The 20826-nt window shown below is 71.0% G+C and carries 16 protein-coding genes; 3 read left to right on the top strand and 13 right to left on the bottom strand.

Annotation, left to right across the window (positions count from 1 at the left end; genetic code table 11):
* Nucleotides 1-13 precede the first annotated feature (13 nt).
* The 8 genes from EW117_RS14375 to EW117_RS14340 form a co-directional block, all read right to left on the bottom strand.
* Nucleotides 14-1327, bottom strand: coding sequence for a glycoside hydrolase family 3 N-terminal domain-containing protein (locus tag EW117_RS14375; protein ID WP_129787414.1), 1314 nt, complete (start codon nucleotides 1325-1327; stop codon nucleotides 14-16).
* A gap of 74 nt (nucleotides 1328-1401) precedes the next feature.
* Nucleotides 1402-2556: a threonine aldolase family protein gene (locus EW117_RS14370; protein ID WP_129787413.1), complete on the bottom strand. Its 1155-nt coding sequence runs from the start codon at nucleotides 2554-2556 to the stop codon at nucleotides 1402-1404.
* A 116-nt stretch (nucleotides 2557-2672) separates the two neighbouring features.
* A complete protein-coding gene (locus EW117_RS14365; protein WP_129787412.1) occupies nucleotides 2673-3437 on the bottom strand; it encodes an ABC transporter ATP-binding protein in 765 nt (254 codons plus the stop codon).
* Nucleotides 3434-4444: an ABC transporter ATP-binding protein gene (locus EW117_RS14360; RefSeq protein ID WP_129787411.1), complete on the bottom strand. Its 1011-nt coding sequence runs from the start codon at nucleotides 4442-4444 to the stop codon at nucleotides 3434-3436. Before EW117_RS14360 ends, EW117_RS14365 begins: the two co-directional genes overlap by 4 nt.
* Nucleotides 4434-5420 carry a branched-chain amino acid ABC transporter permease gene (locus tag EW117_RS14355; RefSeq protein WP_129787410.1) on the bottom strand — a complete coding sequence of 329 codons (987 nt, stop codon included), beginning with the start codon at nucleotides 5418-5420 and terminating at the stop codon, nucleotides 4434-4436. Before EW117_RS14355 ends, EW117_RS14360 begins: the two co-directional genes overlap by 11 nt.
* A gap of 13 nt (nucleotides 5421-5433) precedes the next feature.
* A complete protein-coding gene (locus EW117_RS14350) occupies nucleotides 5434-6843 on the bottom strand; it encodes an ABC transporter permease subunit (RefSeq protein ID WP_129787409.1) in 1410 nt (469 codons plus the stop codon).
* 367 nt (nucleotides 6844-7210) lie between these two features.
* Nucleotides 7211-8482: an ABC transporter substrate-binding protein gene (locus EW117_RS14345; protein ID WP_129787408.1), complete on the bottom strand. Its 1272-nt coding sequence runs from the start codon at nucleotides 8480-8482 to the stop codon at nucleotides 7211-7213.
* 260 nt (nucleotides 8483-8742) lie between these two features.
* Complete coding sequence (locus tag EW117_RS14340; RefSeq protein ID WP_129787407.1) at nucleotides 8743-9597, bottom strand: aldo/keto reductase; 855 nt, start codon at nucleotides 9595-9597, stop codon at nucleotides 8743-8745.
* A 224-nt stretch (nucleotides 9598-9821) separates the two neighbouring features.
* Here EW117_RS14340 and EW117_RS14335 point away from each other — a divergent pair, with 224 nt between their 5' ends.
* Together EW117_RS14335 and EW117_RS14330 are read left to right on the top strand one after the other, a co-directional pair.
* Nucleotides 9822-10025: a cold-shock protein gene (locus tag EW117_RS14335; RefSeq protein WP_036971009.1), complete on the top strand. Its 204-nt coding sequence runs from the start codon at nucleotides 9822-9824 to the stop codon at nucleotides 10023-10025.
* A gap of 194 nt (nucleotides 10026-10219) precedes the next feature.
* Complete coding sequence (locus EW117_RS14330) at nucleotides 10220-10984, top strand: hypothetical protein (RefSeq protein WP_129787406.1); 765 nt, start codon at nucleotides 10220-10222, stop codon at nucleotides 10982-10984.
* Nucleotides 10985-11141: 157 nt separating this feature from the next.
* Here EW117_RS14330 and EW117_RS14325 read toward each other — a convergent pair whose 3' ends face one another.
* The gene (locus EW117_RS14325; RefSeq protein ID WP_129787405.1) at nucleotides 11142-14990 is read right to left on the bottom strand and encodes a TM0106 family RecB-like putative nuclease; all 3849 of its coding nucleotides are present in this window, start codon (nucleotides 14988-14990) and stop codon (nucleotides 11142-11144) included.
* Between the two features lie 144 nt (nucleotides 14991-15134).
* Here EW117_RS14325 and EW117_RS30195 point away from each other — a divergent pair, with 144 nt between their 5' ends.
* Nucleotides 15135-16298, top strand: coding sequence for an excalibur calcium-binding domain-containing protein (locus tag EW117_RS30195; RefSeq protein ID WP_129787404.1), 1164 nt, complete (start codon nucleotides 15135-15137; stop codon nucleotides 16296-16298).
* Nucleotides 16299-16443: 145 nt separating this feature from the next.
* On the opposite strand, the gene EW117_RS14315 is transcribed toward EW117_RS30195, so the two are convergent.
* The 4 genes from EW117_RS14315 to EW117_RS14300 form a co-directional block, all read right to left on the bottom strand.
* Nucleotides 16444-17781 (bottom strand): hypothetical protein, encoded by a 1338-nt coding sequence (locus EW117_RS14315; RefSeq protein WP_129787403.1) that lies wholly within the window; start codon nucleotides 17779-17781, stop codon nucleotides 16444-16446.
* 2 nt (nucleotides 17782-17783) lie between these two features.
* Nucleotides 17784-18353, bottom strand: coding sequence for a SigE family RNA polymerase sigma factor (locus EW117_RS14310; protein ID WP_129787506.1), 570 nt, complete (start codon nucleotides 18351-18353; stop codon nucleotides 17784-17786).
* A gap of 434 nt (nucleotides 18354-18787) precedes the next feature.
* Complete coding sequence (locus tag EW117_RS14305) at nucleotides 18788-20197, bottom strand: hypothetical protein (protein WP_129787402.1); 1410 nt, start codon at nucleotides 20195-20197, stop codon at nucleotides 18788-18790.
* The gene (locus EW117_RS14300) at nucleotides 20194-20769 is read right to left on the bottom strand and encodes a SigE family RNA polymerase sigma factor (RefSeq protein ID WP_129787401.1); all 576 of its coding nucleotides are present in this window, start codon (nucleotides 20767-20769) and stop codon (nucleotides 20194-20196) included. Before EW117_RS14300 ends, EW117_RS14305 begins: the two co-directional genes overlap by 4 nt.
* Between the last annotated feature and the right edge of the window lie 57 nt (nucleotides 20770-20826).

Genomic DNA, 20826 nt, shown 5'->3' with positions numbered 1-20826 from the left:
CCGACGGCTTGCGTCAGAGGCCGGCCTTGGCCGCGACGACCCGGGCCGCCGCCGCGTCCACCTTCGCGGCGAACGCCGGGTCGGCGCGCGCCGTCCTGATCAGCGCGTTCACCATGGCCGGCGTGACCGACGGCTTGGCAGAGGCGAGCACCAGGTCCACCCCGGCGTCGACGGCGCGGACCGCGCGCTGCCCCGCAGGCACGCCCTCGACCTGCACCGCCGCGGACAGGTCGTCCGAGACGATGACGCCGTCGAACCCGAGCTCGCGCACCAGGCCCACCGCCTTCGGGCTGAACACGGCGGGCGCGTCCGGATCGATCTGCGTGTAGATCGCCGACGACATCATGACCAGGCCAGTGCCCGCCTCGATACCGGCGTCGAACACGTCCACCGAAGGGGCGTCGGGGCCGGTGACCGTATCGGTCACCCCGGCCGTGGTGTCGGTGTTCCCGGTGACGCGGCCCAGCCCGGGGAAGTGCTTGATCGATGTCTCCACGCCGGCGTCGCGCTGCCCCTGCGCGAACGCGTTGCCGTGCGCGATCACCGACTCCGCCGTGTACCCGTAGTTCCGCCCGAACGCGCCGATCGGCGCGTTCGACGAGGCCGTCGCGGGCGGGACGAGGTCCAGCACCGGCGCCAGGTTGAGGTTCACGCCCGAGGCCGCGAGCTCGCGCCCCCATTTCCGGGACCGGGCCTGGAGCTCGGACGGGTCCAGCTCCGCCTGGTCGAGCGCGCTCGGTATGTCGCTGAACCCCGCGCCGCGCAGGACCTGCACGGCGCCGCCCTCCTGGTCGGTCGCCACGAAGAGCGGCTCCCGCTCCTTCGCCGCGGCGTCGACGGCGGCGTCGACCAGGTTCTTCACCGGTTGCCGGCCGGCCTGGGTACGGCCGTGCAGGAACACGCCACCGATCTGGTTGTTTCGGAGCATGTCGAACGTCGGCTGGAACGGGCCGGCCACGGGGAGGCCCACCATGACGATCTGGCCGACCTTCTCCTCCAGGGTCCAGCCGGCGACGAGCGACAGGTCCGGCTCCCCCGGCGTCGGCTCGGGCACGGGCTGCGCCGGTCCCGCGGTGGCGCCGGGGCTCGCGGTCGGTTCCCCGGGCGACGCCTCGGCGGACGGCGATCCCGAGCCGGACGGCGTACCGCCCGGCGGCGAAGAGGCCGGCCGGCTCTCCGACGGGGTGTTCGGCTGGGCGTTCGACTGAGCGGGCTCGGGCAGCGCTGTCGGCTCAGGTTCCGTCGTCGGACCGGCGCAGCCGCCGACCAGGCTCGCCACCGCGAGAACCACGGCGGCGACCAGGCCGAGCGGGCGAAAACTGGTCATGGGGCTCAGTGTCACCCAATCGCCGACCTCGCGTGCAATCGGCCCCCGCGCCCGCCGCGCTCGGAGCGCCCTGCTCAGAGAGCGGCGGCGACCGTCCGCACGAGCTCGTCGACGTCCGCCTCGGTCGTGTCCCACGAGCACATCCAGCGCACCTCGACGCGGTCGGCCGTCTCGCCCGGCGCCCAGTCGTAGAACCGCACGTGGGCCCGCGCGCGGTTCGCCGCCGCACGCGGCAGCGTCGCGAACACGGCGTTCGCCTCGGTGCGGCAGGTGAAACGGATCGCGCCACGTTGGTCGCCCTTCGACAGGCTCAGATCGGGACCCCCGGATCCGCCGGACCCGGTCAGCCCTGCCGCCTCGATCCCCGCGCGCAGGCGTGCGGCCATCAAGTTGGAGCGCGCGGCGTTGCGCAGCCACAAGGGCGCGTTGTCCCCGGTGCCGGACGTCGGCGCGCCGGGCTCGCCGAGCAGCGCCAGGAGCTGCGCGGACAGGAACCGGGTCTTCGACGCGAGCTGCATGGTGGCCTTGCGGAGGTACGGCACCGCTTCGGCCGGGCCGGCCGCGGTGCCAGGGCCGCCGCCGTCGGACAGCACGACGACCGCCTCGCCCAGCATGCCGCCGTTCTTGGCGGCGCCGAGGGACACGATGTCGACGCCGACGTCGGTGGTGAGGTCCCGCAGCCCGACGCCGAGCGTGGCCGCGGCGTTCGCGAGCCGCGACCCGTCGACGTGCACGCGCAGGCCCGCCGCGTGGGCCGTGTCGGCGAGGAGCTTGAGGTCGGCGACCGAGTAGACGGTGCCGAGCTCGGTGACCTGCGTGAGGCTGAGCACCGCGGGCTGCGCGCGATGCACGTCGCCGATGTCGCCGGCGTAGCGGTCCACGGCGTCCGGACCGATACGGCCCGCCACGCTCGGGATCGCGAGGATCTTGAGGCCGCCGACCCGCTCGGGGGCGCCGTTCTCGTCGGTGTGGACGTGCGCGACGTCGCTCGCGATCACGCCGCCCCACCGCGGGGCGACGGCCATGAGGCTGATGACGTTCGCGCCCGTGCCGTTCAGCACGGGGAAGATGCGGGCGTGCTCGCCGAACACCTCGGTGGCCCGCTCCTGCAGGCGGGCAGACACGGGATCGGCGCCGTACGAGACGGCGGCGCCGTCGTTCGCCGCGCCGATGGCGGCCATGACCTCGGGATGTACGGGAGCGTAGTTGTCGGAGGCAAAGTGCAGCACCCGCCAATTCTCCCCCCGCCGAGGTAGAACCCTGGCGAGGTAGAACTGGGGCGAGGTAGAACCGTGGCGTCGCTACGGTTCTACCTCGCCAGGGTTCTACCTCGCCAGGATGAGGGTCAGGAGGCCTTGTCCACGTCCTCCGCCAGGGTGCCCAGGTACAGCGAGATCACCTTGGGATCGGCCTGCAGCTCGCGGCCCGTCCCGGTGTACGCGTTCTGGCCCTGGTCGAGCACGTAGCCGCGGTCGCAGATCTGCAGGCAGCGGCGCGCGTTCTGCTCCACCATGACGATGGACACACCGGCCTTGTTGATCATCCGAGTGCGCAGGAACGTCTCGTCCTGACGCACCGGCGACAGCCCGGCGGACGGCTCGTCGAGGAGCAGCACCGACGGGTTCATCATCAGCGCGCGGGCCATCGCGACCATCTGGCGCTCACCACCCGACATGGCGCCCGCACGCTGCGTACGCCGCTCCCCCAGGGTGGGGAACAGGTCGGTGATGAACTCGAACCGCTCGGCGAACATCTTGGGCTTGAGGTACACGCCCATCTGCATGTTCTCCTCGACGGTGAGCGAGGGGAACACGTTGTTGTTCTGGGGCACGAAGCCGACACCCTGCGAGACGAGGCTGTTCGCCTTGTGGTTGGTGATGTCCTCGCCGGCCATCGTGACGGTGCCCGAGCTGACGTGCACCAGGCCGAACAGGGCCTTGAGCAGCGTCGACTTACCGGCGCCGTTCGGGCCGATGATGCCGACAAGTTCGCCCTTGGCGACCTCGAGGTTGCACTCGTTCAGGATGTTCACGCCGGGCACGTAGCCGGCCACGATGTCGGTCGCCTTGAGCAGGGTCTCCCGCTTGGCGGTCTCGGCTGAGTCGTTCATCGCTTCTCCTCCTCGGCCTCGAGCCGGGCCAGCACCGCGGGGTCGAGCAGGGAGTCGTCCCCGAGGTCGGTGTCGTGGTGGGCGCCGAGGTAGGCGTCGATCACTGCCTGGTCCTGCATGACGGACTGGGGCGGGCCCTCGGCCACGATCCTGCCCTCGGCCATGACCACCACCCAGTCGGAGATGTGCCGGACCGCATGCATGTCGTGCTCCACGAACAGCACGGTCATGCCCTCGTCGCGCAGCGCCTGGATGTGGTGGAGCAGCGACTGCACCAGGGCGGGATTCACACCCGCCATCGGCTCGTCGAGCATGATCATCGTCGGGTCCGTCATCAGGGCCCTGGCCATCTCGAGCAGCTTGCGCTGACCACCGGAGAGCGACCCCGCGAAGTCGTCCTTCTTGGTGTCGAGCTTGAACCGCGAGAGGATCTCGAGCGCCTTCTCGGTGTTCCGCTTCTCCGTGCCGGACCACAGCGGCCGCACCAGCGAGCCGAACAGGTTCTCGCCCGGGTTGTCCATCGCGGCGAGCAGCATGTTCTGCATCACCGTGAGGCGCGACAGCGCCTTGGTGAGCTGGAACGTGCGGACCATGCCGTTGCGTGCCATCTTGGCGGCGCTCGTCCCGGCCAGCGACCTGCCCTCGAAGGACCATGTGCCCTGGTTGGGCTTGTCGAACCCGGTGAGCAGGTTGAAGAACGTGGTCTTGCCCGCGCCGTTGGGACCGATCAGGGCGGTGATGACACCCCGCTGGACCTCCAAGTGCTCGACGTCGACAGCGGTCATGCCGCCGAACCGGCGCTGCACGCCGTCGGCCATCAGGATCGTGTCGGGCTTGCTGACCCCCACCTTCGGCTCGACGGCGGCGAGCACGTGCTCAGCCGCTCTGGCCGCCGCGGAGTCGCTGCGCCCGACCGCGTCCAGCGCCTCCACGGTGCTCGCGGGCTCGGTCACCTCAGTCACGGTGTTCTCCGTAGTCACGGTGTTCTCCGTCGTCTCATCGGGCATCGAAGGCCAGCTCCTTCTTGTTCCCCAAGATTCCTTGCGGGCGGAAGATCACCAGCAGCATCAGGGCCAGGCCCACGACGAGACCACCGATGTTCTCCACCTGGGTGGGAGCGAGTGTGCCGGCCATGCCCTCGCGCAGGCCGGCCCGCAGGAGCATGAAGACGGCCCAGAAGAGCATCGCGCCGAGCACGGGCCCGAACAGGGTCGCCGCACCACCGAGCAACAGCACGGTCCAGACGAAGAACGTCATCGACCGGGCCATGCCGTCGGGCTGGATGGCGCGCGGTAGCACGTACAACACACCGCCGAGGGATCCGAAGACGCCGCCCAGGATGAGGGCCTGCATCTTGATGGCGTAGACGTTCTTGCCCAGCGCCCGGACGGCGTCCTCGTCCTCGCGGACCCCCTTCAGGAGGCGGCCCCACGGGCTGCGGGTGAGCAGCCAGACGAAGACGAGGGCGAGCGCGACGAGGCTCCAGCCGACGAGCCGGACCCACCAGGAGTCGGAACCGTTGTTGAGGTACTCGAACGGGCCGATAGCGGTACGGCCGTCGGGCAGGGGCGAGAGCGCGGCGAACGTGTCCTTGAACTCGTTGCCGCGCAAGCCCGCCTGGCCACCGGTCCACTCGGCGAGACCGCTGGAGCGGCCGAGCATGCGCACGATCTCGGCGGCCGCGATGGTCACGATCGCCAAGTAGTCACCACGTAGCTTCAGGGTGGGCATACCCAGGATCAGCGCGAACAGGATGCTCGCGACCAGCGCGACGATCAGGGCGAGCCACAGGGGCGCACCGGCGATCGTCGAGATCCCGAAGCCGTAGGCGCCGAGCAGCATGAAGCCCGCCTGGCCCATGTTGAGCAGTCCGGTGTAACCGAAGTGCAGGTTGAGGCCTATCGCGGCCAGCACGTAGGCAGCGGTGGTCGGGGCGATCAGCTCGCCGGCCGCTTGCGTGAGGATTCGGCTCAGTTCTTCCATGGGAGTTGTCCTTTCACCCGATCCGCTCGCGCCGGCCGAGCAGGCCTTGCGGCCGCAGCAGGAGGACGAGAATCAGGATCGCGAGCGCGGTGGCGTAGCGGAGGTCGTTCGGCATGCCGGGGATGAGCGGCGACATCTCGACGACGACGCCGATGACCATCGACCCCGCCAGCGCGCCGAACGCCGTCCCGAGGCCACCCAACGTCACGGCCGCGAACATCAGCAGGAGCATCTGCATGCCGGTGTTCCAGCTGAAGGTGCCCACGGACAGGCCGTACATGAGGCCCGCCAGGCCGGCGAATCCGGTGGACATGGTCCAGACGATGCGGACGATCTTGTCCGGGTTGATGCCGGTGGCGGAGGCGAGCGCCGGGTTGTCCGACACGGCGCGCGTGGCCCGCCCGATGCGCGTGCGGGTGAGGAACCAGCCGATGAACAGGATCGCGAGGACCGCGACGGCCATCGACGCCCAGGACCAGGACGAGAGCCTGATCCCGGCGATCGTCATCGACGTCGGGTTCGTGTTCAGGATGCGCTCCGAGCCGTTGCCGATCAGCAGCTGGATCGTGAACTGCAGGGTGATCGAGAGCCCGATCGTGATGATCATGAGCTGCGTCAGTCGCGTAGAGCGCTGCCGCAGCGGCTTCCACAGCACGACGTCCTGCACGAAGCCGGTGGCCGTGCAGATGACCACCGCGAGGATCGCCGCCGGCCAGAACGGCAGGCCCCACATGTTGATCCCCATGAAGGCCAGCACGGCCCCGAGCGTGAACTGCTCGCCGTGCGCGAAGTTCGACAGGCCGGTCGTGCCGTAGATCAGGCTGATGCCCACGGACGCCAGCGCGAGCAGCAGGCCGAGGCGGATACCCAGGCCGAACTTCTGCCAGGCGTTCGCCAGGGAGAACCCGCCCGACGTCGCCTCCTCGGACCCCGCCTCGCCCGCTGCGGGCGTCTCGGCACCGCCGGTCGCGGTCTCGCCCGGCTCGGCCGTCGGCGCGGCACCGGCCGGCTGGTCGCCGAGGGTGATCGCGCCGCGCGCAGTGGAGCCCCTCTGCGCCGTCACGTCGATCTCGGGCGGGTCGGGGAACAGCCCGTCGGGCACCGTCGCCTCATCGAGGGTGATCGTGTACGTGCCGACCTGCGGCACCTCCACGGACACCGGGCCCTCCTGGGTGGTGGTCACCTGGGCCTCGAACTCGGCGCCGGAGATGGTGACGCCGACGTCCGGGACGAAGTTGTTCTCCTCGTCCATGACGATTGCCGCGACGCAGGCCGTCGAGGCTTCGGGTGTGCAGTCTGTCGCGACTGGCGCCGTGGCTGCCATGGCTGGCGCCGCGGCGAGCAGGGCCGGGAAGGCTGCTACCACGAGCGTGGCCATGAGCCTGCGCGCGGCCGTCGCGAGGTTCGGTCGGTCGGCTGTCATCTGCCGGGTCCTCCGTCGGTTCTGGTGTGTAGTGCTCCGAGGTCTCGGTGCCGCACGACGCCACGAAGATTTAGCCCTGCTTAACCAGGCCTGCATCAAACTGATGGCATCAGCGTGCCGGAAGTGTAGCCGCACCGTGTGTCACGGGTTACACACGTCGTGTCACACGGAGTTTCGGCAGCCCGTAGGCCCGGAATCGAAACGATCCGCGCCGTTGCGGACCGGGTGACGGGCGTGCGTCGCGCGGCTGGTGACGGGCTCGGTGTCCGGTTCGGGACCCGCCTTGGTCCCGGTTCCACAACGATCGGCCCGGCCACCCCGCGGGGTGTCCGGGCCGATCACGGTTCGGTAGTCAAGGACGAGCAGGTCAGCCCTCGACCGAGCCCTCGACGACCTTGGTCCAGATGTTCTTGTTCGCGTTGTCGTACTCGTAGACGCCGACGAACGCGGACGACGGGTCGTTGTCCTCGTTCAGCGGCCCGATGCCCGAGACGCCCTGGTAAGCGATCTCGTCGCCCGCCTCGAGCGCCGCGACGCCCTCCTCGAACGTCGAGACCGGGGTGGCGCCCTCCTCCGAGCCCGAGACGGCGCGGATGTTGTCGGCGATCGTCTGGCCGTCGGTGCCCTCACCGCGAACCGCGGCGAGCGCGATGAGGATGGCGGCGTCGTACGACTCGGGGCCATACGCGTAGTCGGCCAGCTCCTCGCCGTTCTCCTCCTGGTACCAGTCGGTCAGGCGCTGCTTGAAGTCCTCCGGGGCGTCGGCGCCGGGGATGGTGCCCTTGACGCCCTCCAGCGTGCCCTTGTCGAAGTCCTTCGAGTAGTCGGCCGTGTTGCCGTCACAGAGGTACGTCTTGCCGGCGAACTCCCAGTCCTGGGTGACCAGCTCCGCGATGGCCGCCTTGGTCTCCTCGAAGGCGAAGATGGCGATCGCGTCGGGCTTGGCGGCCAGGGCGTCCGCGACCACGTTCGAGAAGTTGGTCTCGGCCTGAGCGAACTCGGTGCCGTCGCCGGTGGCGCCGTAGACGACCTCACCGCCGCCGGCCTCGACGGCCTTCTGCACGTTGTCGCGCAGACCGGTCGCGTAGTCGTCCTGCATGGTGAGGAACGCAACCTTCATGTGCCCGTCATCGAGCATGAGCGAACCGAGCGCCTGACCCTGGACGGTGTCCGGCGGGGCGGTCCGCGCGAAGAGGGGCGAGTAGCCCGACAGCGTGGTCGAGGTGTTGGCGGGCGACACCTGGATGACGCCGGCCTCGGTCACCGAGTCGACGACGTTGAGCGTCACCGTCGAGGAGGCGGCACCAATGATGGCGCTGACGTCCTGGCCGAGCAGGTCGGTGACCGAGTTGGTCGAGACCGCAAGGTTGTCGCCGTCGCCGGAGTCAGAGGGCACGACCTCCACGTCGTTGTCGAGGACGCCGCCGGCGGCGTTGATGTCGTCTACGGCAAGGCCGACGCCCGCGACCTCAGGCGGGCCAAGGTAGGCGAGGTTGCCGGTGAGCGGGAGCAGGGTTCCGATCTTCAGCGGATCGGTCGAGCCCTCCCCCTCCCCTCCGGAGGTGGAACAGGCCGCGAGGCCTACGCTGAGGACAGCGGCGATCGCAAGACCGCGCGCCGCCGTGGAACGTCGAATCATTCTGCTGGTCCCCTTCGAGCGGGAGTGAACCGGACGTGGCGACTTGCCTCGTCGTGGCGATGAACGTAGCCACATTGTGTGACGCGGGTGTGACTAGTCCGTCACACCGACTCGATCGTTACGATGATGTGACCCGGGCGTGCGATGCCCCCGAATCGGGGCTAAATCAGGCCTTTAGTGGGCAAGAAGAATGGTCCGGCGGCGAGGGGTGGAAGTCCCTTCTGGTGCCCGACCGCGGGCCCGCGGTCGCCGGCCCAGGGTCAGCTCCTGAACTGTGTGAACGCGGCGACAGCGGGGTCCGTGCCGATCCGGCCGTCCGGGGTGTGCAGAGCATTGATATCGGACATCTGCACCTCGCTGAGCGAGAACGAGAACAAGTCGATATTCGTGGCCATTCGCTCCGGATTCACGGACTTCGGAATCAGGATCAACCCGTGCTGTACGTGCCAGCGCAATACGACCTGGCCCGGGGTCACGCCCAGTTCGTTGGCGATGCGGACAACCGTGGGCGCCTCCAGGTCCGCGCCCCGCCCGAGCGGCGAGTAGGCCTCGAGGACGATGCCGTGGGCTCGGCTCCGCTCGACGGTGGCGGGCTGCCGGAAGGTCGGGTGGATCTCGACCTGGTTCACCGCCGGCACCACCTCCGACTCGCTGACCAGGCGGTCCAGGTGTTCCGGCAGGAAGTTGGAGACGCCGATCGCCCGGACCGCGCCGTCGTCCAGCAGCTTCTCGAACGCTCGCCACGTCTCGACGTAGAGGTCGCGGCGGGGGACGGGCCAGTGGATGAGGTAGAGATCGACGACGTCGAGGCCGAGCGCCTGGCGGCTGTTCTCGAAGGCACGCAGGGCGGTCTCGTAGCTCTGGTCGCCGTTGCGTAGCTTCGTGGTCACGAAGATCTCCTCGCGCGGGAGGCCGGACGCCCGGACCGCCGCGCCGACGCCCTCCTCGTTGTAGTAGGCAGCGGCGGTGTCGATGTGCCGGTAGCCGAGCTCGAGGGCGGTCTCGACGCACGCCTGCGTGCCGGTGCCGGGCACCTGGAAGACGCCCAGACCGACCTGCGGAACCTTGACGCCGTTGTTCAGGGTGACGGACGGGATGTCGGTGGCTGCGCTCATGTCAACCGTTCTAACACCGCACTCCCGGCCCGTCGATGGCAGCCCTGAGACGGGCTCCGACGCCCCTCGGCGCAAGTCACTCGCGATTGATCGGGCTTTCCTTGCCCTGGGCGGGTAGAGTGGACGCGTTGCAGTGCCTCGATCGTTCTTCCGTGAGATGACGACGACACCGTGATTATGCGATCCCGACGGTCGGGGTCGTCGCCTCATGCAAGGAGCAGTACATGGCATTCGGAACCGTCAAGTGGTTCAACGCCGAGAAGGGCTTCGGGTTCATTGCACCCGAGGACGGTGGGCAGGACGTGTTCGCCCACTTCAGCGCGATCCAGTCGAGCGGCTACCGCTCGCTGGAGGAGAACCAGCGCGTCGAGTTCGACGTGAAGCAGGGCCCCAAGGGCCTGCAGGCGGAGAACATCCGCCCGATCTGATCCCTTTAGAGACTTCGCAGCCTTCGTGGTGAGCTCGTCCGAGCTCGTCGCCGGTTGTACGACGTCGGCCCGGTCACCTTTCGAGGTGACCGGGCCTTCGCCATTTTCTCAGGGGAACCGCCGGTGCGATCCGGAACCGTGCGACCGTGCCGGGCGTTCCCCACGTGGACCGTCACCCTACGAAGGACTACATCATGGGCTTCCTCGACCGACTGCTTGGCCGCGAGCCGCGCGAGCAGACCCCAGGCATGTACCAGGGCGGCAGAATGCCGCAGCAGCAGTACCGGCAGTCCTCGGGCCAGACCCCCGAGTACGGCACGGCGCCCGTCTACGGCTCCGCCGCGAGCACGGGCCGCAGTGAAGACGAGGTGGCGATCGAGCGCTACCGCTACCTGCTCCGCACGGCCCCGCCGGAGCGGGTCGAGGAGGCACACGCCGAAGCGTTCGCGCAGCTCACGCCCGAGCAGCGGAACCAGGTCCTGGCCCAGCTCAGCGAGGACGTCCCGCCGAACGAGCGAGCGACGTCGGACGACCCGCGTGACCTGGCCCGGATGGCCACCCGTGCGGAGATGCGCAATCCCGGCACGCTGGAACGCAACTTCGGACAGAGCCGCGGGCCGGGCTTCGGCTCGATCCTCGGCGCGAGCATGCTCGGCACGATCGGCGGCATGGTCATCGGCTCGGCCGTGGCGGACATGATGTTCGGCAGCTCGTTCGGTGACCCGGCGCAGGACTTCGCCGGTGGCGAGGAGAGCGGCGGCGAGGCCGGCGGCGCGGAGGAAGCCGGTGCCGAGGGCGGCGACCCAGGCGCGGAGGCCGGTTCCGAACCGGTTGAGGCCTCCGGTGGCGACGCAGGTGGTGACGCGGGCGGCGACGCCGGCGGCGGTTTCTTCGGCGACATGTTCGGCGGCGGCGGGGGCGACCTTGGCGGCGGCGACTTCGGGGGCGGCGACTTCTAACCCCTCCCCTCCTGGCGAGGTCGAACTGTGGCGAGGTAGGACCGCAGCGCACCAAGACGGCGCTGCGGTCCTACCTCGCCACAGTTCTACCTCGCCAGAGTTCTACCTCGCCAGAGTTCTACCTCGCCAGAGTTCTACCTCGGCGGGAGGGTTCGCGTCAGGCGCCGATGAGGCGCAGGAAACCGCCGAGCTCCATGAGGTGTCGGACACCGTCGGCCTCCAGATCTCCTGGCAGGTAGTCGGTGAGCCGGGGCGACGAGATGACCACCGCCTGCCACTGCGCGCGCGATACCGCCACGTTGATGCGGTTGCGCGACAGCAGGAATCCCATGCCGCGGGAGACGTTCTCCGGCGTCGAGGCGGCGAGTGTCAGGATCGCGACCGGCGCCTCCCGCCCCTGGAACATGTCCACGGTGCCGACTGGCACCCCGCCGAGACCCGCCGCGCGTAGCGCTTCGCGCACGAGGTGGACCTGGGCGTTGTAGGCGGCGACCACCACGACGTCGTCGGGTCCCACGGGGCGGGGTGGGCGACCGCCGCCCGGCGCCCACGTCCGCCCGATGACGCCCTGCACCTGGCGCACGACCTCGGCGGCCTCCTCCGGGGACGACGTCGAACGCCCCTCGTGGGAGACCGGGACGTGCACGACGCCGGGCGCCACGCCGTCGAGCGACCGCGTGGTGGTGACCGGGTGGGCGGAGAGCCGGCCGGCGTAGGCGAGCTCGGACACGGCGGCGCACACGTCCGGATGCATCCGCCATGACTCGGGCAGCAGGTAGCCGAGGCCGTCGGGCAGCACGGAGCTGCCGGCGGCGAGCCACGCCAGCGCCGACTCGTCGACCGGTTCGGGATGTCGTCCCTGGCTGACCTGCGGAAGCTGCTGCGGGTCGCCGAGCAGGAGCAGCCGCTGCGCGGCGCGCCCGACGGCGATCGTGTCCGCGAGCGAGAACTGGCCCGCCTCGTCGATGACCAGCAGGTCGAGCCCGCCGTCGGGCCAGCGCTCGTGCGCGAAGTCCCACGCGGTGCCGCCCACGACGCAACCGGTGGAGCTGTTCGCCGCGAAGTCCGCGAGCTGGGTGCTCGACAGCTCCTGCCACGGCTGGCCGCCGGCCTGCTCGGCGCCCTTCGCGCGCTGCTTCTTCGCCACCAGCTCGACCGGCACACCTGCCTTGTCGACGACAGCGCTCAGCATGTTCTCGACGGCCGCATGCGACTGGGCCACCACGCCGACCCGCCACCCGGCGCCGACCAGCTTGCCGACGACGTGCGAGCCGACGTGGGTCTTTCCGGTGCCGGGCGGGCCCTGCACCGCGAGGTAGGAGTGGTCGAGCCGCTCGACGGCGGTCAGCACCGCCGACTCGAGGTCGAGCCCGCCGTCGCCGGCGCTGCGGCCGAGCTCGGGCAGTGTCCCGCCGAGCTCTGCCGAGGTGCCCTGTCCTGAGCCCGTCGAAGGGTCGATCAGCCGCGGCGGTCGCCGACGCAGCAGGTCGACGGCGGCGCCGTCGGGCAGCGAGCGGTTCGCGTCCCAGGAGGCGAGGGCGGCGCGGGCCGCCTCCTCGACCGCCTGCTCCTGCGCGTCGTGCGCAGGACCGCGCTGCGGCGCGAGCGCGACGGGCACCTGGTCGTGCGGCTCGGCTCCTCCCGAGAGCCGCTCGCGCAGGATCACCACGTCGCGCCCGCGCGGTACGTCGTCCCGGTCACCGACGAGCTCCCGGGTCTCCTGGATCAGGCCGCCGGAATGCTCGCCCCGCACGGCCCGCGCCTCCAGCTCACCCACGGCGGGCGGCACCGGCTGGTCGTACAGCACGTACACGGCGTCTCCGGCCCCGAGGTCGGAGCCGTCGATCCGCGACCCGTCCAGCATGCGCCCCACCAGCTCGATCTCCCGGGACGGCAGCCGGTCGCGCCCGACGACGCTCCAGTCCCGCAGCACGGTCGAACGTTCCACGTGGAACGTCGACCGCCGACCCGGCCATTCGTCCAGCGGCAGCTCCAGCCGCGCGTAGTGCTCCAGCCAGAACGGCTTCTCCTCACGCTGGTAGTACCCGACGGCGGCCCCGAGCAGCGCGAGCGCCTGCACCTCGAGCGACCGCTCCCCCCGGTTCTCGCCGACCCGCGCGGAGATCTCCCCGGCCAGCGCCAGCCGCCGAGCCCGCCCCTCGCGCCGAGCGACCACCCGAGGAGACTCCTCACCCTCCTCCTCGGGAGACCCGGCAGCGGAGGCCGTAGGGAGCGAGAATGCGCGCGCGTTCTCGCTCCCCACGGCGGTCTCGACAGGCTCGACCGACGAGGGCTCCACCAACGAGGCCGACGACCGCGCAAACCTCAACCAGTCGAGCAACCGCAAGGTAGACCGGCAGTCGTACTCGTTGTAGTCCAGGATCCGCTGCTTGAGCCCCGCCGCCCGTTCGTCCCCGTCGGCGGCGAGCTTCGCGTACTCCGCGTACTCGGTGACCGACGCCGTAGCGCTCGTCACCCCCTCGCGCGCGGGGTCGTCCTGCATGTAGAGCGGCTCGAGCTTCTTGATCGACTTGGACCGGTTCGAGATGCGCAGGCACGACCGGACCACCGCATAGAGGTCGACCAGCACGCCGTCGCGCAGCAGCTGGTCCACCTCGTCCTCGTACACACCGTGTCGTGCCGCGATAGAGAGCAGGTGCGTCTTCTCGTACGCGGCGTAGTGGTAGACGTGCAGGTCCGGGTAGGTCTGGAGGCGTGCGTTGAGGTAGTCCACGAACCGGACGAGCGCGTCCCGCTCCCCCGTCAGGTCGTCCGCCCAGAGCCCGTGGAAGGGCGGGGTCCCGCCGTCCGGGCCGGGGCGCTCGACCCAGCCGAAGAGGTAGTCGAGACCCATCGCCGGCGCCTGGTCGTCGCCGGGCAGGCGCGCCGCCTCCCACAGCGGATCGCCTTCGAAGTCGAAGAACACGTCGCCAGGGCTCGGCGGCGGGAGCCGGTCGATGGCCTCGGTTGCGGTGAGCTGCCAGCGCAGCCGCGCGTCGGGCCCGTCGGGGTCGACGCCGTCGGGCAGATGGTCGAGGGCTACCGAGCCGTCGCCGTCGTCGAGCCCGAGCTGGAGGCGCGCCTGGGCGCGCAGGCCCTCGAACCGTGCGGCGGCCATGCCGTCCGGCGGCTCCGTGGCTGCCGCCAGCGTGTCGATCGTGGAGATCCCTGCCGCCGACAACTTCACCCGCTGCGCCCCGTACACTCCGCCGACGAGCAGGACGTCGCGGCTCCGGGCGGCGGCGTCCGCGCAGTCGGGGCAGTCCCGGAGCTTGCCGCAGGCCAGGTACCGGTCGTCTGCCCAGCTCACCGGGGCGTCGTCGGACACGTGGGCGTCCAGGATTTCGAGGAGCCGCGCGCGCCGCTTGCGGAAGACCGGCAGCAGGTCGGCGAGCCGGTGGGACGTGGTCTCCCCGGTGCCGAGCACGAGGTGCACCTCGTCGGTCGGGTCGATCCGCGCGCCCATGAGCTGGTCGGCGTACGCGGCGAGCTGGAGCAGGGCCCGGACCTTGGTGCGGCGCGCGAGCTTGGAGTCGTGCACGGCGTACCGCGGCATGACGCCGCCCGGGTTGCCGGGGTGCGCCATCTCGCCGAGCGGGTCACGCACCAGGAAGTCGGCCCGGCCGTGGAACCGGCCGTCGAAGAACGAGGCCTGGTAGACGACGTCGGCCCGCTGCTCCATCGCGGCCAGCGTGCGCGCGTGCGCGTCGACCAGCTCGTCGCGGGACATCCGGCGCGCGGGTGCGACCTCGAGCACGCCCCCCGCGCGGCCGTCGTCGGCGGGGCCGAACGTGCGCAGGTGACCGTCGAGGACGCGGCGTTCGTGGTCCTCGCCGAGCGCCGCGGTGCGGGCGAGCATCTCGTCCTCCTCGCGCGGCCGGCGCGGGCTGCGGCCGAGCAGCTCGTCCAAGCGTCTCAGCAGGCGGAACTCGCACTCGCCGGCGATCACGAGGTCGCTTGCCGAGTGCACGAGGGTGCCTGTGTCGTCGCGCTCCAGGAGGAACATGCCCCCAGGTCTACCAGTGACCCCTGACACAGGCGCGCTACTGTCGCCCTCACAGGCGGTAGATATGTCCGGTTCGGCCCCAGGTTCTGGCGTCAACCCGCCTGGATGGCCGATAGTGGGGCCGACCGTATCGAAGGAGCAACCATGCCCGTGCGCTTCAACCCGCCTCCGGGTTGGCAGGTGCCCCCGGGATTCCGACCCGACTCCAACTGGGCTCCGGACCCGTCGTGGCCTCCGGCCCCGCCCGGGTGGAACTACTGGGTCGACCGGCCCGACACTCCTCAGCCGGACGGCGGAAACCGCACCGCGGCGCCACCTGCGCCCCCCGTCTCCGCCCCGCCGCCTGCCTCGGCCAGTGCCGGCCCGGCGGACGCCGACACCAGGACCGTCGCGATCCAGGTCGTCGACGCCCCGGGTGGCGGCAACCGCCCCGCGGCCGCTCCCGCCCCGACGGTGGTGCAGAACGTGCCCGCCATGTCGCCCGCCGAGGCGATGGGTTCGACCATGACCATGGCCCCGATCGGCGCTCCCCCGGCTCCCGGACCGCCCCGGCCGGGCTCGGGCCCGCAGCCGGTCTACCCGCCGGCGCCCGGCATGGCACCACCGCCACCGCCCCCCGAGGCACCGCGGAAGCCGACCACCGGCGTGCTCGCCGCCCTCAAGGGTCTCGGCGGCCGGGGTTCGGCGCCACCGGCCTCCGGGCCGCGACCCGGCCCGCTGAGCATCGACGACGTCAACCAGCCCGGCCCGCGCGGACCCATGCCGCCTGGACCTGTGCCCGCGGGTGTCGTGCCGACGGGACCGCGCCCCGCCGGGACCGGACGTCGGCGCGCGCCGGGCGCCGGGCTGATGATCGCCATCGGCGTGGCAGGTCTCGCCCTCGGCGTGATCGTCGGTGTGGTCATCACCGCCGGCCAGCAGGCCGACGCGAACCAGGCGATCACCGACGCGCAGAACATCCAGTCCCAGATCGACGACCAGCGCGCCGAGATCGAGTCGGAACGCGCCCAGGTCGATAAGCAGCGCGACGAGGTCGCCGCACGCGAGCAGGAGCTCGGCAAGCGCGAGGCTCAGCTCGAGGAGCGGGAGACGGCGCTCAAGCAGCAGGAGCAACAGCAGGAGGAGCAACAGCAGGAGGACCAGGAGGACGACGACAACGGGAACGGTGGAAATCCCGGCACCGTCTTCTACTGGAACTGCGACGCCGTGCGCGCCGCCGGTGCCGCCCCTCTCCCGAACGGGGAGCCGGGTTACCTGCCGCACCTCGACGGGAACCAGAACGGTCTCGCCTGCGAGGACGGCGAGTAACCCCGCACCTCCGACGAGCAGTCAAACCGCTCGGTTCAGCTAGAGATAGAACGGGCCGAGGCAGATCCCCAGACTCTGCCTCGGCCCGCTCGTGTGTTCCCGGCCCACGCCATCTCCCCAGACGAGACGTGGACCGGGAAGTCTTTTAACCCCCGAAGAGTCCCTCCAGGAGTGCACCGAGGCCGAGGGGATCCTCGTCCTCGGGAGTCTCGGTCGGCTTCGGGCTCGGGGTCGCCGGCTTGGGCGACACCCCGCCGTCGGGCAGGACCTCGCCCGTCGAAGCGAGCTGTAGTGCCTCGCTGAGGTCGATCAGGCACAACCGCCAGACGTCGGCGTTCACGCCGGCCGGCGCCTGCCAGAACGACTTGCCGGTGAGCTGCGGCGGCGCGGTCCAGTCCGTACCGGTGCGCTGCGCGACGCAGGTCTCCATCGCGGGGACCTCGTTCGCCTCGGCGTTCTCGGCGAGCATCGGGGCGAGCTCCGCGACCACCGGCGCGGGCGCGGCGGCCTGCGGCGTGTCCACGGTCTTGCCCGCGACGTCGTGGATGACCGCGCACTCGGGCGAGGTGCTGCGGCACCACGAGGCGCTCCACGTGCCCTGCTTCGAGTAGACGAACCCGCGCGGCTCCGCGGTCTCGCGGTCCACCTGCAGGACCCGCATCCACACGCTGCCGTCGCCGAGCACGTCGAACGGCGTGACCGGGATCGAGGCGCCCGCTGGGGGTGCGTCGGTCCCCGGTGACGCGGGCGCCCCCTGCGCGCCCGCGGCACCACCGGTCTGCGGGTCGTCGAAGACCAGGTGCTGGGTCCCCTCCGTCGCTGCGGAGGAGAACCCGAACACGAGCGCCGGTCCGCCGTCGGCGGGCAGGACCATCGCGTCGGACGTGACGCCTCGCCAGAGCAGGGTTCCACCGAGGTTGCCCTCGCGGAGGTTCGCGAGGGCGGTGTCGCCGCCCGCGAGGACCTCCAGGTCCGTGGCGCTGTGGTGGCCGTCGATCTTCGCCAGCGTGACCACCGCGAGGTAGCGGTCGCCGCCTCCGGCGTCCAGACCGAGGTCGAGCACCACCGTGTCGGCGTCCACGCGATACGTCGCGGGCTCCGCCACCGTGCGCACGCCGGGCGCGAGGTACGCGAGCCGCGTCTCCGGCTCGGGCGACGGGATGTCCGTGGGCGTCGGTGCCGGCGGGTCGACGTCGACCTCGCCCTCCATGATCGACGGCGGCTCGGCGCTGGGCGCGACCTCTACCTGGGAGTTGCCCCAGAGACCCGGGATACCCGGCAGCGCTCCGGCGGCACCTGCCCCGACCGTCGCGAGCGCCAGCGTGCCGGCGAGCGTGACACTCGCCCGCCGCGTGACGTGCTTACGACGGCTCGACCGCAGCACGCTGTCGAGATCCAGCGTCGATGCGGGTACCGCCGCGTGCGCCGACTCGCGGACCCGGGCGACGAATTCGTCGTCAGGGGTGCCGTGGGAGAGGTTCATGTTCATCGGGTCCCGCCCAGAGAGTCGATGTCGAGGATCGCGCGCAGGTGGGCGAGGCCGCGCGAGGCTGTGGACTTCACGGTGCCGAGCGGAATGCCGAGCTCGCTCGACACCTCGGACTCCGACAGGTCCAGGAGATGACGCAGCACCACGACACGGCGCTGCTTCAGGGGTAGGCGCAGGAGGGCGCGCACGACGGCGTCGCGATCGTCCACGGTGCGCGTGGGCATGCGGGCGGCCGCCCGGGCGACGCGGACGTCGTCCTGCGGCAGCTCGTCGGGGCCGGTCAGGACCTCGCGCCGGGTACGGCGCCAGGCGTCGATGCGCAGGTTGGCCAGCACGCGCCGGGCGTAGACGAGCGGGTCGCCCTGCCGAGCCTTGTGCCAGTGCCGGTAGCACCGTTCGAAGGTCTGCTGGGTGAGCTCCTCCGCGCGGTGCGCATCACCGCTCAGGAGGAAGGCCATCCGGTGGAGGGGATCCTTGGCCTCTCGCATGAACGCGGTGAACTCTTCGTTCTTCGAGATCTGTGCGTTCCTGCGCGCGTGAGTGGCCGTAGGCCGGTCTGTCCGCACGGGCAGCGAGGCTACGTCATCAGCGCCCGTCGACCCACCCCGGACCACCGTCAGTGGCCGGGTCGCGGGGACGGGTTCGGGCTTTCGGGGGGTGGTGCCGTCCGCCGCCGGCTCCGGCGTCGTAGTGGATGGAGAGTCTGGGGTGTTCTGCTCGGTGGTCACGGTCTCCAGGTCGTCCGCAGAGCTGGAGTCGGCGCGCACGACACGCAGAATCACGGGCTCGGGGGCCCAGGACTCTGGCGCGAGTGCGCGCGGACTCGTGACTGTCACGAACGGAACACGGGCCGACCGGGGGGAAGGTTCCATCGGGTTTCGGGGAATTTTCCGGACTCGATGTGATCCGAACCACCCGCCCCACGACGAAGCACGTGTCAGACCCACAGGTCACCGGGGTGACCTGCACGTCCGACACGTGCCGGGTTGCTACGGGTGCGTCAGCGCCGGAAGTCGAGCGTCCCCAGGAAGGTGTGGAGATCGTCGAGGCCCTGCTCGGTGCCGTCGAACTCGACAACCAGGAACAGGTTCTCGCCCTGGCCTTCCTGATGGAGGTAGATGTCGACCCAGTAGTGGTCGACCTGGCCGTCCGCGTTGTACGCGGTCGGCAGGACCTCGGCGTAGTCGGCGCCCGGAACGTCGATCATCTGGGACTGCGGCGCGTCCGTGCTCCGGCTCCACCAGTTGCCGCCGGGCTTGCCGCCCTGCACGTAGACGCGTTCGGGCCGCGGCTTGTCCTGGGCCGCGAAGGCCTTCTCCTCCTTGGTGGCATCCGTCCACGACTCGAGGGTCTCCGCGTCGACGCCCTGCTCCGTGTACATGACCGTCGGTCCGGTCCACTCGACGCCCGGGGAGAACTGGCCCTCCGTCTCCTTGGCGACCCAGCCCTCGGGCACCGCGAACTTCAGGCCGTTGTGCTCGGTCCTGACCCAGCCGGCCGGGACCCCGCGCTCGATGGCGTCCAGGACCGGGCTCGAGAACTCCGGCTGGTACCAGTCGGGCTCGCCTGACTCCTTGAGCCAGAGGTTCCCCACGAAGTTCCGCAGCATTGCGTCGCCCTGCTCGTTCGCCGGGAAGCGGGTCTCGATGATCCAGCCCTCGTCGCCGCTGCGGAGCCGGATGGTCGCCGGGCGGACGGCGCCGTCCTGCTCGTGCTGCTCGATGACCACGAGATCCGCGCCCTCGATGTCCAGCGTCGTCGCACCGGAGTCCTTCGCCGGAACGGTCCAGCCCGCGACGTCGAGCACGTTCCGCAGCTCGATGGTGGCGTCCATGTCGTCGATGGTGCCGGTCTCGCCCAGGCCGCCGGCCTGGGGGTGGTCCGGGTCCAGCCATCCGGCGACCCCGCCTGCGTTGACGTCGCCGACGGCGATCCAGCCGCCGGGCGGCACCTCGTACCAGAGGCCGCCGAGGATGTACGGGGAGTGCCCCCCGTCCTCGACGACGCCGCGCTCGACCCCCGGCAGCACCGGCAGCGCCCCGCCACCGGTCGGCAGGTACTCCGTGGCCGCCGGCTCCGGATCCTCGGTCGGGCTCGGGTCAGGTGTCGCGTCGTCCGACGGCGACTCGCTCGCCGGGGTCGGCCCCGCGCTCGACCTGTCGGTGCCCGGCAGCGGCTCCCGGTCGGCATAGATCGCGCCGGCCGCGCCGATGCCCGCGCCGGTGAGCGCGAGCACGGCGAGGCCGGCGGTCGCGGCGACCACCACCCGGCGACGTCGGACGTTGCGCACCGCGCGAACCGCCATGGTCGTCGGGTCCAGAGACCTCGGCGGCTCGATGGTCGAGCCCGCCGCGCGGAGGCCGGCCAGCATCGCCGCGTCCTGCTTCGAGTGGATGTCGTGGACGTTCATGATCGGCTCCCTTCGCCGTCGGACACCACGAGGGTGCGCAGGCGCGCCAAGGCGCGTGAGGCTGTGGACTTGACCGTGCCGGCGGAGATGCCGAGCTCCGCCGCGGTGTCGGACTCCGAGCGGTCCAGGAGGTAGCGCAGGACCACCACGCGCCGCTGCTTGACCGACAGCGCCATGAGCGCCCGGACCAGGCGGTCCCGCTCGGCGAGCTCGGTGTCGGACGACGGAGCGCTCCGTTCCCAGGTGTTGCTCCCCGGGTCGTCGGTCAGCACCTCACGGCGGGTGCGGCGCCAGGTGTCGATGCGGGCGGTGGCCAGGACGCGGCGCGCGTAGGCGAACGGGTCGCCGTCGCCCACCTTCTTCCAGGCCTTGAACGTCCGCTCGAGCGCGAGCTGCACCAGGTCCTGCGCGCGGTGCGGGTCGCCGCAGAGCAGGTAGGCGATCCGGTACAGCGCCGGGGTGTTGGCCTGCGCGAACATCGTGAAGTCAGCCACCGGGTCCAGACCGCTCCGGACGACCGCGATCTCGCCGGTGCCCGGCTGCACCTCCTGACTCACCGCTACCTCGCTCATCCGGAACACCGCCCGGAGCTGTGGCCGGTGACCTGCCCCGGCACTGGTTCGCGGCGC

This window comes from Promicromonospora panici (assembly GCF_900608595.1).
Lineage (GTDB): Bacteria > Actinomycetota > Actinomycetes > Actinomycetales > Cellulomonadaceae > Promicromonospora > Promicromonospora panici.
Note: the sequence above shows the minus strand (reverse complement) of the source record. Positions and strands in the feature narration are given on the sequence as shown.